The sequence below is a fragment of the Limnohabitans curvus genome, from assembly GCF_003063475.1.
GTDB classification, from domain to species: domain Bacteria; phylum Pseudomonadota; class Gammaproteobacteria; order Burkholderiales; family Burkholderiaceae_C; genus Limnohabitans; species Limnohabitans curvus.
Map to the genome: position 1 here is coordinate 159438 of NZ_NESP01000001.1, position 13212 is coordinate 172649.

Sequence of the window (13212 nt, forward strand, 5' to 3'; positions counted from 1 at the left end):
AGCCACTGTGCAAAAGCCATCCTCGCCCCCTTCAGCGTCTGTTGCCTCGCCGCGTTTGGTTGACGTGGTGAAGGGCCTGGCACATCCCGCCGACAGCGGGCACTTTGATGAGCTGCAAGGCCAGTGCGCGCCGACGGCTTCAGCCACGGCCAAAGCCCTGGCGCAAGCTGCTCAAGCGCAAAACTTGTCTTCGCCGTGGCGCACATTTTTTGAACAGCTCGGCAACACCGGCCTCGACGACCTAGACCGTCGCACCCAAACCCTCGCGCGCCAAGTGCGCGACAACGGCATCACCTACAACGTGTACGCCAGCCAAGGCGGCCCACAGCGGCCTTGGGCTTTGGACCTGTTCCCACTCATCGTCACACCTGAGAGCTGGCAGCACATTGAAGTGGGCGTGAAACAACGCGCACGTTTGCTCGAGCGCATGATGGCCGATGTGTATGGCCCGCAGCAATTGATTCGCGAAGCCATGATTCCGCCCGCCTTGGTGCAAGGCCACCCCGGCTACTTGCGCGCTATGCATGGCGTGGCACCTGTGGGTGGCACGCATTTGCACATCGCTGCGTTTGACTTAGCACGCGGCCCCGATGGCCACTGGGCCGTGGTGTCGCAGCGCACGCAAGCGCCTTCGGGCTTGGGTTATTTGCTAGAAAACCGTTTGCTGATTTCGCGCCAATTTCCGCAAGCGTTTGAGGCCATGAACATTCAGCGCTTGGCGGCCACCTACCGTGTGTGGGTCGAGTCTCTCAAGGCGCACAGCCCCGAAGGTGCCAATGCCCACGTGGCCTTGCTCACGCCCGGGCCTTACAACGAAACCTATTTTGAACACGCCTACCTCGCCCGCTATTTAGGGCTCACACTGGTCGAGGGCCATGACCTAACCGTGCGCGACGAACGCGTGTACCTGCGCACCCTGCGTGGCTTAGAGCCCGTGCATGTGTTGCTCAAGCGCATGGACGATGAGTTCTTAGACCCACTTGAATTGCGCGCTGACTCCACCTTGGGCATTCCCGGTTTGCTGCAAGCCGTGCGCGCTGGCAATGTGGTGGTGGCCAACGCACCGGGCTCGGCGTTTTTAGAATCGCCCGCTTTGTTGGGCTTCTTGCCGGCTTTGAGCGAAAAGCTGTTGGGCGAAGAACTGCAACTGCCTGCCCTCGACACCTGGTGGTGTGGCGAGCGTGCGGCCTTGGCTTCGGTGTTGCCGCAACTCGAACACATGGCCATCAAGCCCACCTACCCGGGCTCAGCCACGCACGGCACGTTTGATGCAACCATTCAGTCTGTTTTAGGTCGAACACTCACCCAAGCACAACGTGACGAATGGGTGGGCCGCATCACCCGCCAGCCCGACCGCTACACCTTGCAGGCCTACTCACCGCTGTCGCAAATGCCCACGTGGAAAAACACCACCGAAGGCGTGGTGCAACGCTCAGTCATGCTGCGTGTGTTTGCCTTGCGCAACGGCGCTGGCGATGGCCCAGATGCATGGCGTGTTTTGCCCGGTGGTTTGGCGCGCATTGCCGCACCTGATGCACAAATTGCCTCCATGCAACGCGGTGGCAGCAGCGCCGATGTGTGGGTGCAAACCCATGCCGACATTGACCGCAGCAGCTTGCTGCCCAAGTACAACGCCACCTCTGGCTTTAAACACCGCGAACGCATGGTCACCAGCCGCGCCGCCGAAAACTTGTATTGGCTGGGCCGCTACACCGAGCGCAGCGAAAACATGGTGCGCTTGGTACGCCTGTGCATCGAAGCCTTGAACGGCGAAGACCCCGCCTCACGCAGCTTGTGGGCATGGCTTCAGTTGCTCACCCAACGCCAAGGCCTCGTGCCTGCAGGTGTGCCATCCGCACACGCCGCTGCGGGCGAGGACAAAGCCACCAGCACACCCAGCATGGGCGCACGCCGCCGCGTGTTTGAACGCACGCTCATTGCTTGCTTGGACCAAGACGACCACAGCACCAGCGTGGGCTACAACTTGCGCGCTTTGCACCAAGCCGCGTCATCGCTGCGCGAGCGCTTGTCACCCGAGCACTGGAACGCCATCGTGCATTGCGTGGACCAGTTCAGCGCCGATTGCGCACAAGCGGGCTCACCGCGTGCGTTCTCTGCCGTGCAAGCCATGCAGGCCCTCGATGCGGCCAGCTCTGCACTGGCCGCCATCACCGGCGCGCAAACTGATCGGATGACGCGTGACGACGGCTGGCAACTGCTGAGCATTGGCCGCCACGTCGAACGTTTGGGATTTTTGTCATCCGCACTCGACTTGGCTGTCGAAGTAGGTGCGTTTGAACACACCGCCGATGACGCTGACAGTGCAGATGAAAACAGCTCGCACTATGCCGCGTTGTTGTCGCTGTTTGACAGCACCATCACCTTCCAAGCGCAGTACCAACAAAGCCGCGAACTGGCCCCGCTGATTGAGCTACTGGTGCAAGACAACGACAACCCGCGCTCACTCGCATGGGTGGCACGCACGCTGCGTGGACGTTTGTCCAAACTGGCCGACACCCCCATGGGCGAGCCCGATGCCTTGGCGCGCTTGGTGCCCGACTTGAAGCAAACCGATTTAGAACAACTCTGCACGCCGAACGACGTGGGCCACCACCCCAACCTGCGCACTTGCTTGACCGACTGCATGCAAGCCGCATGGCAAGTATCTGACGCCATCACGGCGCACTATTTCAGCCACACCGACGACGCCGACAGCGTGGGGGCCTGAGCCATGCTGCTGTACATCACCCACACCACCACCTACCACTATGTGCCGCAGGTCAACACCGCGCAGCACATGGCGCATTTGTTGCCGCGCAGCGATGCTGCACAAACGGTGCAACACGCCGAGCTGCACATCACACCCACACCAGCAGCCACCAGCACGCATGTGGATGTGTTTGGCAACAACCGCACCTTCTTCTCGCTGCCCGTGGTGCACGACACACTCAGCATCACGGCCAAGAGCACGGTCGACACCCACTTCATCCCCTACCCACCCGAGCAAGCGCTGACCACGCCAGCTTGGGAAAACGTGCGCGAACACTTTGTGTATCACTCAGGTGCTGCGTGGGACGCGGCTACCGAATACGTGTTTGCCTCGCCCTATGTGCAGCCACACCCCGACTTTGCCGAATACGCACGTGCCAGCTTCATCCCAGCCCGCCCCGTGCTGGAGGCAGCGTGCGATTTGATGACGCGCATTCACCAAGAGTTCACCTACGAGACGGCCAGCACCGACATCAACACGCCTGCCCTCGAAGCCCTCAAAAGCCGCAAAGGTGTGTGCCAAGACTTTGCGCACATCCTCATCGGTTGCTTGCGCACACAAGGTTTGGCGGCACGTTATGTGAGCGGCTATTTGGTGACCGAAGTGCCAGAAGGCCAAACGCGTTTGATTGGCAGCGACGCCTCACACGCCTGGGTATCGGTCTATGTGCCAGACGTATTGGACGATGCCGCTGAAACCGCCAAGACCGGTGCACTTGCCACCCACGGCCAATGGTTTGACCTTGACCCCACCAACAACCGCTGGGGCTTAAGCTCACCCGGTATCGACTACGTGACCTTGGCCATTGGCCGCGACTACGCGGATGTATCGCCTGTGCGCGGCGTGATTCATGGTGGGGCTAGCCACACCCTGGAAGTGGCCGTGACTGTGCAGCCGGCTTCTGAGTTGATGGTGACATCTGGACAAACGCAATCGCAATCTCAGTTGCAATCACAAGGGCAAACGCAGACGCAGTCCCAAGGGGCATCGCAAGGCCAATCACAAAGCCAAAGCGAAGCACGCTGACCTCAGTCACGCGCTGTGAGCGCTCTTAAAATCACTGGATTCAAACAAGGAATCCAACATGAGCGTTTACGACAAACTCCAAGCCCTGAACATCACCCTGCCCCCCGTGGCTGTGCCCGCTGCGGCCTATGTGCCATTTGTGCAAACAGGCAACTTGGTGTTTTTGAGCGGCCACATCGCCAAACAAGACGGCAAAGTGTGGACCGGCCAACTGGGCAAGACCATGCAAACCGCTGAAGGCGCACAAGCCGCACGCGCAGTGGCAGTGGATTTGTTGGGCACGCTCCACGCCGCGGTGGGTGACCTGAACAAAGTCAAGCGCATCGTCAAAGTGATGAGCTTGGTCAACTCCAGCCCCGACTACACCGAGCACCACTTGGTCACCAACGGTTGCAGCGAACTCATTGGCCAAGTGTTTGGCGACAAGGGCGCGCACGCACGCAGCGCATTTGGCGTGGCGCAATTGCCTTTGGGTGCTTGCGTGGAAATTGAGTTGATTGCTGAGCTCGCCTAAGCGGAAGATTTAGGAACGGCGTTACTCGTCAAAGTCCCAGATTTGATGCAGATCTAGACGAATCAACGCCAGCAACTCCACCACCTCTAGCTGCATGCGTTCAGCGGCATTGAGGTTGTCGCTGGCCATTCGTGCAATCAGTAACACATCCGACAAACTGCCCTCACCCAAGGTGTAGGCCTTGACCGATTTTTCTGCGGCCAAGGCTTGGCGTTGGGCGGCAGATTTCAAGTTGTCAGCAGCTGTGCGTTTGTGCTGAAACTGAATCCACATGCTGTCAAACATGGCGCCCAGTTGTTGCTCGGCCAGACGCACGTTGTCGCTGGCCGTTTGCGCATCGGCCACCAGCGCCGTCGCATGATGAAAGCGAGAGGCACTGGGGAATGGCATCGAGAACATCACCCCCGAAATGGTTTCAGCCCCTGCCCGCTCGCGCCCGCTGAACACACCCAATGTGGGGTCAGGCAATCGGTCACGCGAGGCACGGTCAGCGGCGAGGCGCAAGCGTTGCGCGTCCACACGCATCATGTTGAGCTCGTGGTTTTTGTCTAAAAACTCTTGACGCATGGCGGCCATGGTTTCAGTCAGGGCAGGCAAGCTGGTCGATGCGTCTAATCGCAAAGAAGCAGGCATGTGTGTGGGCAACACCATGCCCGCATAGCGACGCGTGAAAGCCGAAGCACTAGAGGCCAACTGCGCATCGGCCACCGAACGTGCGGCGGTGATGCGCTCCAACTCGGCATTGGCCAGCTCGGCGTCGAGCTGGGAAATTTCACCTTGCTTGAGTTGGCTTTGCGTGAGGCGCTGCATCTTGGCGGCCAAGTCAAAGGTGGTCATTGCATTTTTTTGATCGGCCAATGCGCGCAAATAAGCAAACCAAAAACGCATCAACTCGCGCGCGCCTTCGTGCATGGCATCGGCGTATTCGATGTCGGCAAAGGCTTGGGTTTGTGTGGCGAGGTCGGCGTCCATGCCGCGCTTGCCCCAAAAGCGCACGGGGCGCTCGATGCTCACCATTGACTCGTGCAGCTGTGTCCCTGCAGCCACATCACGGCGGCGTTGCGAAGTGCTGCGCAAGGTGAACTCGGCGGTGCCTGAGTCAATGCCTTTGGCGCGTGCTGTGCCTGCTTCTTTTTTAGAGCGAGCGGCTTGCATCAAGGGGCTGCTGAGCAAGGCGTCTTTCACCGCAGCTTCAGCGGGGAGATAAGGCAAGAGCGGTGATGTCACCGTCGAGGCTGAAGCTGATGAAGCAGCAGAAGATGCTGCTGTTGTTGCAGAAACAGCAGGCTGCTGCGCCTGCGCTGCCCCAAGCGTCAAAACACAAGTGCAAGCCACAGCAAAGGCCACGACATCAGATGTCACAAAACGTTTCATGATTTTCTCCAAGGCAAGAAGCGCGTGAGCGCATGCCACGGCACGCTCTCTAGCCCACCAAAGCGTTCAAATAATTTGGGCAACAACAGCAAGGTCAGCAAGGTGGAGCTGAGCAAACCGCCCGTCACCACAATGGCCAAGGGCCGTTGAATTTCTGACCCAGGCCCAGTGGCAAACAACAGCGGAATCATGCCCAACGCAGTAATGACCGCTGTCATCAACACAGGGCGCAAACGGCGCTCGGTGCCTAGGCGTACCACCACATCAATCGCCTCGCCATCGAGCAAACGTTCGTTGAAGTGCGTGACCATCACCACACCATTGAGCACGGCAATGCCCAACAACGCGATGAAGCCCACCGATGCAGGCACGGACAAATACTCGCCCGAGACCGCGAGTGCGACCACACCGCCCACCAACGCAAACGGGATATTCAAAAAGATGATGCCGGCTTGAATGGCCGAACCAAAGGTGAACACCAAGATGGTGAAGATGAGCACCATGGCCGCAGGAATGACCAAACCCAAACGCGCCGCCGCACGTTGCTGATTTTCAAACTGGCCGCCCCACACAATGCGCACATCGCTGGGTAGCTTCAAAGCGGCCACTGCCTTTTGGGCATCGCCCACAAAGCCCGTCAAATCGCGACCATCCACCGACACCTGAATACTGGTGAAGCGCGCGCTTTGCTCGTGGTCCACACGAATGGGGCCATCGACCAAGCGGATGTCAGCCAAGGCACTCGCGGCCCACACGCGACCATCGGGTGCGGCGAGCTGCAAGTTTTTAAACGCTTCGGGGCTTTGGCGCGTGGCCTCGTTGCCGCGCAAGGTGAGCGGCATGCGCACACCGTCTTGCAGCACGTAGCCAAGCGACTCGCCTTCCACTTGGTTTTTGAACGCTTGCTGCAAGGCCTCCACACTGAACCCGGCTTGGCCCATGGTCGTGCGGTTCAAATTGACCGATACGTATTGCAAGCCTTCGGCCTTGGGCGCAATCACCTCGGCTGCGCCAGGGATGGTGCGCACGGCATCGGCAATTTGATGGGCAGCGTCGTTCAAGCTGCCGAGGTCTGTGCCAAAAATTTTGATGGCCACATCGCCGCGTGTGCCGGTGAGCATTTCAGACACGCGCATTTCAATGGGTTGCGTGAAGCCGTAGACCAAGCCCGGAAAACCATCCAGCACCACACGCAGCGCATCGACGATGTCGTCTTTGTTGCCGCGCCATTCGCTTTTGGGTTTGAGCACCAAGAAGGTGTCGGTCTCGTTCAGGCCCATCGGGTCCAGACCTAATTCATCTGAGCCAGCACGGGCGACGATGGATTTGACCTCGGGCACATTTTCCAAAATGGCTTGCTGCACGCGGGTGTCAATCTCTAGCGAAGCCTCCAGAGAAATCGAAGGCAGCTTTTGCAACTGCACCAAGATGTCGCCTTCGTCCAAAGTAGGCATGAAGGTTTTGCCAATGAAGCTGTACAGCACGGCGGCCACGACCAACGAGGCAAGAGACACGCCATACAACCACTGCGGCTTGGCCCACACACGTTCACGCAAACGCAAATACGCAGCATGGATTTTTTGCATCACCACCGGCTCGTGCGCGCCCTCTTCTTTCAGCACCATCGAGGCCAAGGCCGGAATCACACTGAAGGCCAACAGCAGCGAAGACGCCAAGGCCATGATGATGGTCACCGCCACAGGCGCAAACAGCTTGCCCTCCAAGCCTTCAAGGCTGAGCAATGGCAAGAACACCACGCAAATAATCAGCACGCCAGACGCCACGGGTTTGACCACCTGACGCACCGCGCTCAGCAAAATTTCGGTCTTCGACAGGGCGTGACCCTTTGGGTGCGAGGCAAACGCGGTTTCGATGTTTTCCACCACCACCACCGCTGCGTCCACCAACATGCCCAGCGCAATGGCCAAGCCGCCCAAGCTCATCAAGTTGGCGGTCAAACCAAACATGCGCATGAGCATGAAGGTGCTCAGCAATGACAAGGGCAATGCCACAGCCACCACCACCGCAGCACGCATGCCGCCCAAGAACACATACAAGGTGATGCACACCAAGACAGCCGCTTCAATCAAAGCGCGAATCACCGTGTCTGCGGCTCGCGTGACCAACTCACCTCGGTTGTAAAAAGTTTTCACCGTCATGCCTTTGGGCAAGCGCGGCGCCATCTCGGCCAACTTGGCATCGACCGCATTCACCAACTGGCGGGCATTCACACCGCGCATGCCCAACACCAAGCCTTCGACCGCTTCGCCTTGGCCATCGTGCGTGACTGCGCCGTAGCGTGTGAGTGCACCGTGCGTGACGGTGGCCACATCGTCAAGCTGCACCTTCGTGTTGCGCGTGGTGGCCAAACGCACAGCACGTAAATCGTCCAGCGTTTTGACCGCGCCTTCTACGCGCACCACCAAGGCCTCTTCGCCAGCCGTCAAGCGGCCTGCGCCATCGTTGCTGTTGTTGGCGAGCAAGGCTTGTCGCAAGTCGGTCATGCTCACACCCATGGCCGCCATCTTGGCGGTGTTGGGAATGACCTCAAAGGTTTGCACTTCACCACCGAGCGAGTTGACTTCGGCCACACCGGGGATGGTGCGCAGCTCGGGGCGAATCACCCAGTCGAGCACGCGGCGTTTTTCAGCCAAGCCGAAGTCACCTTCAAGTGTGAACATGTACACCTCGCTCAGCGGCGTGGTGATGGGGGCCAAGCCACCGCTCACGCTGGCGGGCAAATCGCGCATGACCGAGCCCAAACGCTCAGAAACTTGTTGGCGCGCCCAATACAAATCCACACCTTCGTCAAAGTCGATGGTGATGTCGGCAATGCCGTACTTGGAAATGGAACGCACGATGCGTTTGTTGGGAATGCTCAGCAGCTCTTGCTCGATGGGCTTGACCACGCGCTGCTCGACCTCTTCGGGCGTCATGCCCGGAATTTTGAGAATGACCTTGGCCTGCGTGGGCGAGATATCGGGAAAGGCGTCAATCGGCAAATTGAGCCAGGCGTATGTGCCTGCGATGAACAGCACGCCAGCACACGCCAGCGTGAGGCTGCGAAAACGCAGACTCAGACGGATGAGGTGTTCAAACATCACTCGTCCTTTTGCAACAAGGCACGCAGAGAGGCAATGCCTGTGACCGCCACTTTGCTGCCCGCAGGCAAGGCGGCCTCCACCAACGACAAGTCATCGGTGGAAGAAATCACGTTCACCGTTTGCGCTTCAAAGCCTTTGTCATTCGCCACAAACAACCAAGGCTTGCCACGCCATTGCGTGACGGCACGTGCAGGCACCAGCCATTGCGTATCGGGCTTGGCGAAGCCGGCTTTGCCTTTGGCATGCACGGTGACCGACACCAACTCACCCGCTTGCAAGCTGCCACGACTCGTCACTGTGGCGCGTGCGCGGGCCAACTGACTGGCATCCACCGCGCGGCTCACACCAATAATTTTGGCTTTGGCATTGCGCGAAGCAATGCTCACCTCGTCGCCCACTTGCAGCTGCGCGGCTTTGTCGGACGAGAGCTGCACGTCGAGCTGCAACTGCGAGCTATCCGCGAGTTTGAACAACATTGCGCCCGCCTCCACACGTTGGCCCACGGCGACAAAGGCCTCGGATACCGTGCCCGACAACGGCGCTTTGAGCGTGCCCGTGGCGTAACCGGTGTTGGCATCAAAGCGCATGCCTGCGGCTGTCAACTCGGCCTCACGCGCATGCAACTGCGCTTGCGCCGCTTCTTGTTTGGAGCGGCTCAACTGCAAACGCACGGCAGGGATGATGCCTTCGTCAAACATGGCTTGGTCGCGCTGCGCAGCAGCTGAGGCATTTTTGTAATCCAACGAGGCTTCATTCAACAAGCGACGTGCGTCCCCCAACATGGGGCTGGTGAAATGCGCCAAGGCAGCACCGGCTTTGACCGTGTCACCCACACCCACCAACAAACGAGACACTTGACCGGCATACGGCGCAGACACCGTGAATTCTTTGCCTGGCGGCATGACCACCGTGGCGCTGGCCAGCAACTGCCCGCCTGTAGACGCCTGCACCGTTGCCACTTGCACACCGAGGCTGGCTTGTTGCTTGGCGTTCAGAGACAACAACAAAGGCGAACTGGCCGTAGATTGAGCCGGTGCAACCTGCGCCAACGCACCCAACACCCATGCAGACAGCGCCCACACAAAAGCACCACGAACAAAAAACTTGAAAAAAGTGAACATCACCAACTCCACACATCACTGACCGATAGACGATGCACATAGCCGTGCACACGCGTTAAATATCAGAAGCGAGACGTGGGAGGCGCGTGCGGCAACGGCGGAAAGCCGGCAAGAAAAGAAGGACGGCCAGCACGTTGCGTGTCTGGCGTGAGCAAGAAAGACACGACGCGCTGAATGAGCGCAGCCATGACAAACACAGTGAGGATCAACACGCTTTGCGGCTGTTCTTCCACGTCTAACGCGGCTTGGCGTGCATACGAGGTCTCGACGCCCACAGCCGCAGACTCTGGCTCATCGTCTTGACTGAAACTGGTCATGGTCAATGCGGGTTCAGCAGACACGACCACAGAGCCTACGCCCGCCACATGCAAACCCGTTACCTGAGATGCGCCGTAATGCGCGTGCAAAAACGGGCCGATCGCCAACAAGGCGACCAGCGCAATGGCCAAGTAAAGGCACATCGTTTTGAATAGGGAGGTTTGCTGCGTCACGGCTGGAATCTTAAACCAAGCCAGCTTAAGCCCTGCTGAAGCGGAGGCCTTATCAATCTGCCGTGAAGATGCCACTGACGCTGTGCAACTGCTCCAGTGCCAAACCGCAACCACGCGCCACGCAGGTCAAAGGATCTTCTGCGATCAACACCGGCAAACCGGTTTCTTCAGAAATCAAACGGTCCAAGTCGCGCAACAAAGCGCCACCGCCCGTGAGCATGATGCCGCGCTCAGCAATGTCAGAGCTCAGCTCTGGCGGCGTGCGTTCCAGCGCAATCTTGACCGTGGAGACCAAGTTGTTGAGCGTGTCGGTCAAAGCCTCCAAGATTTCGGTGGAGCTGATGGTGAAGCTTTGCGGAATACCTTGACTCAAGTTACGCCCAGTGATTTCCATTTCCCTCACGTCGCCCGTCGGAAATGCAGTGGCAATTTGTTTCTTGATACGCTCCGCCGTTTGCTCGCCAATCAACATGCCGAAATTGCGACGGATGTAATTGACAATGGCTTCGTCAAATTTGTCACCACCGATGCGCGCGCTGTTTTTGTAAACCATGCCGCCCAGAGAAACAATGCCGACCTCGGTGGTGCCACCACCAATGTCCACCACCATGGAACCGCAAGGCTCTGTCACAGGCAAACCAGCGCCGATGGCGGCCGCCATGGGCTCTTCAATCAAATAGACCTCAGAGGCTCCAGCGCCCACAGCAGATTCACGAATGGCGCGCCGCTCAACTTGGGTAGAGCCACAGGGCACGCAAATCACAATTCGTGGGCTGGGCTTGAAGAACATCTGGGGATGCGCCAGCTTGATGAAATGCTTGAGCATCACCTCGGTCACAGTGAAGTCGGCGATCACGCCATCTTTCATGGGGCGAATCGCCTCAATGCCTGCCGGCACACGCCCCAACATGGCTTTGGCTTCGTTCCCAATGGCCAACACAGAGGTTTTGCCATAGATCTTGCCGTCTTTTTTAATCACCACCACCGATGGTTCATCCAAAACGATGCCGTTTTCTTTGGTGTAAATCAGCGTATTGGCTGTGCCTAAGTCAATGGCAATGTCGGTCGAAAAAAACTTCGTCAATTTAGAAAGCAAAATAACCTCGCGTCTGGCAATCGTCGCGGGAAATTATCAGCACAGCCGCCTGAGCCGTCCATACGCTTCAGGGTGTACGAAACTTTGAATTTAAAGAAAAACTAATTAAATAGGTTAAATAAAAAAGGCGCCATCAAGGCGCCTTTGAAAATAAATTGAGCTTAAGCTTTCACAGCCCTGAAACCGGAATACATGCGCGAAGCTGGACGGCTTCGTTGCTCGGCCTCTTGGGCGAGCTGAGCGCGGATGCGATCGAACGTGGCTTTGATGCCGGTCTTTTCTGAAGACACGATTTTGAAGCGACGCTCCACGGCCACATCTGGCGATTCGATCTGAACAACTGATTTATCCAATTTAGGCTCCTGAGAACTTAGTCAGAAATCAACGCGTCAGAGTTTCATTCGGTGTACACAATTTATAAAATAATTAAGATCAAATCAAAAACAAAACGGTAAGTGTTTGATTTATATAAGTTTATTATTTTCGAAACCCATAAAAAAACCACCCGAAGGTGGTTTTTAGAAATCAAAGATGAATGATTAAGAATTAACGAACGACTGCGATTTGATCGCGCTTACCCGCCTTGAAGGTATAGAGCGTGAGCGCGCCGTTCTTGATATCGCCTTTGGCATCGAACGAAATCGTACCCGTCACGCCTTTGAAACCCGTAGTTTTGGCCAACTCCGGCAAATACTTGGCGGGTTCGCTGGACTTGGCGCGTTGCATGGCATCGACCATCACATACACGGCGTCATACACATAAGGCGAATACAGCTTCACGTCGTCGTTGAAGCGCTTCTTGAACTTGGCGCTGAAGTCATCCATGCCCTTCTTCAACGCACCGTCCACACCGCCCGCCTCCGCACACACCACTTGGCCGTCAGCCATGGCGTCACCTGCAAGCTTGATCATCTCGTTGGTGCAAATACCGTCACCGCCCATGAACTTGGCTTTGATGCCCAGCGACTTCATTTGCTTCATCATCGGGCCACCCACGGCGTCCATACCGCCAAAGAAGATGATGTCTGGCTTCTTGCCTTTGAGGGTGGTCAAGATGGGCATGAAGTCAGTGGCTTTGTCGGTGGTGAACTCATGACCGACTAAATTGCCGCCAGCGGCCTTGACCGCTTTTTCGAATTCTTCAGCCACACCTTGGCCGTAGGCTGTGCGGTCGTCGATCACGGCAATCGATTTGCCTTTGAGCTCATTCACGGCATAGCGACCCAAGGTGCCGCCCAAATGCACGTCATCCGCCACCACACGGAAGGCTGTTTTGTAGCCTTGACGTGTGTACTTGGGGTTGGTCGACGAGGGAGAAATTTGGGGAATACCGGCGTCGCTGTAAATCTTGGAGGCGGGAATGGTTGTGCCTGAATTCAAGTGCCCAATCACGCCACTGACTTTGGCGTCCACCAACTTTTGCGCGGCGGCTGTGCCTTGCTTGGGATCGGCGGCATCGTCTTCGGCCACCAATTCCAATTTCACTTTTTTGCCGTTGATGTTGACACCTTTGGCATTGAGCTCTTCAATGGCCAAACGTGCACCGTATTCGTTGTCTTTGCCTAAGTGAGCAATGGCACCGCTGACAGGTGCCACATGACCAATCTTCACCACTTGCTCTTGCGCCAGAGCCAAACTGCTGAGCGCAGCCAAAGTTGCAACGGCTGTCAATTTGAAAGAGAGATGCATCAAAAACTCCTTAAAAGTGGAAAAGAA

General features: G+C 57.5%; 10 protein-coding genes. 3 read left to right on the top strand and 7 right to left on the bottom strand.

Going from position 1 to position 13212, the window contains the following annotated elements; genetic code table 11:
- The first annotated feature begins 7 nt into the window (after window positions 1-7).
- The 3 genes from B9Z44_RS00685 to B9Z44_RS00695 are packed head-to-tail and all read left to right on the top strand — an operon-like array spanning window position 8 to window position 4310.
- Complete coding sequence (locus B9Z44_RS00685; protein ID WP_108401412.1) at window positions 8-2728, top strand: circularly permuted type 2 ATP-grasp protein; 2721 nt, start codon at window positions 8-10, stop codon at window positions 2726-2728.
- Between the two features lie 3 nt (window positions 2729-2731).
- Window positions 2732-3796: a transglutaminase family protein gene (locus tag B9Z44_RS00690; protein ID WP_108401413.1), complete on the top strand. Its 1065-nt coding sequence runs from the start codon at window positions 2732-2734 to the stop codon at window positions 3794-3796.
- A 58-nt stretch (window positions 3797-3854) separates the two neighbouring features.
- The gene (locus B9Z44_RS00695) at window positions 3855-4310 is read left to right on the top strand and encodes a RidA family protein (protein ID WP_108401414.1); all 456 of its coding nucleotides are present in this window, start codon (window positions 3855-3857) and stop codon (window positions 4308-4310) included.
- Window positions 4311-4331: 21 nt separating this feature from the next.
- Here B9Z44_RS00695 and B9Z44_RS00700 read toward each other — a convergent pair whose 3' ends face one another.
- The 7 genes from B9Z44_RS00700 to B9Z44_RS00730 all read right to left on the bottom strand — a co-directional run bounded on the left by B9Z44_RS00700 (window position 4332) and on the right by B9Z44_RS00730 (window position 13185).
- Complete coding sequence (locus B9Z44_RS00700) at window positions 4332-5684, bottom strand: TolC family protein (protein ID WP_108401415.1); 1353 nt, start codon at window positions 5682-5684, stop codon at window positions 4332-4334.
- The gene (locus B9Z44_RS00705) at window positions 5681-8785 is read right to left on the bottom strand and encodes an efflux RND transporter permease subunit (protein WP_108401416.1); all 3105 of its coding nucleotides are present in this window, start codon (window positions 8783-8785) and stop codon (window positions 5681-5683) included. Before B9Z44_RS00705 ends, B9Z44_RS00700 begins: the two co-directional genes overlap by 4 nt.
- A complete protein-coding gene (locus B9Z44_RS00710) occupies window positions 8785-9909 on the bottom strand; it encodes an efflux RND transporter periplasmic adaptor subunit (RefSeq protein ID WP_108401417.1) in 1125 nt (374 codons plus the stop codon). Before B9Z44_RS00710 ends, B9Z44_RS00705 begins: the two co-directional genes overlap by 1 nt.
- Before the next feature lie 62 nt (window positions 9910-9971).
- A complete protein-coding gene (locus B9Z44_RS00715) occupies window positions 9972-10400 on the bottom strand; it encodes a hypothetical protein (RefSeq protein ID WP_108401418.1) in 429 nt (142 codons plus the stop codon).
- Between the two features lie 52 nt (window positions 10401-10452).
- Window positions 10453-11496, bottom strand: coding sequence for a rod shape-determining protein (locus tag B9Z44_RS00720; RefSeq protein ID WP_108401419.1), 1044 nt, complete (start codon window positions 11494-11496; stop codon window positions 10453-10455).
- Window positions 11497-11657: 161 nt separating this feature from the next.
- A complete protein-coding gene (locus tag B9Z44_RS00725; RefSeq protein WP_108358784.1) occupies window positions 11658-11849 on the bottom strand; it encodes a hypothetical protein in 192 nt (63 codons plus the stop codon).
- 193 nt (window positions 11850-12042) lie between these two features.
- Entirely contained in the window at window positions 12043-13185 is a 1143-nt protein-coding gene (locus B9Z44_RS00730) for a branched-chain amino acid ABC transporter substrate-binding protein (RefSeq protein WP_108401420.1), read from the bottom strand.
- Window positions 13186-13212 lie beyond the last annotated feature (27 nt).

Bases quoted from the DNA above. Each gene is read 5' to 3' on its own strand.
- B9Z44_RS00695 (WP_108401414.1), top strand. From the start codon at position 3,855: ATGAGCGTTTACGACAAACTCCAAGCCCTGAACATCACCCTGCCCCCC.
- B9Z44_RS00690 (WP_108401413.1), top strand. From the start codon at position 2,732: ATGCTGCTGTACATCACCCACACCACCACCTACCACTATGTGCCGCAG.
- B9Z44_RS00700 (WP_108401415.1), bottom strand. From the start codon at position 5,684: ATGAAACGTTTTGTGACATCTGATGTCGTGGCCTTTGCTGTGGCTTGC.
- B9Z44_RS00710 (WP_108401417.1), bottom strand. From the start codon at position 9,909: ATGTTCACTTTTTTCAAGTTTTTTGTTCGTGGTGCTTTTGTGTGGGCG.
- B9Z44_RS00705 (WP_108401416.1), bottom strand. From the start codon at position 8,785: ATGTTTGAACACCTCATCCGTCTGAGTCTGCGTTTTCGCAGCCTCACG.
- B9Z44_RS00730 (WP_108401420.1), bottom strand. From the start codon at position 13,185: ATGCATCTCTCTTTCAAATTGACAGCCGTTGCAACTTTGGCTGCGCTC.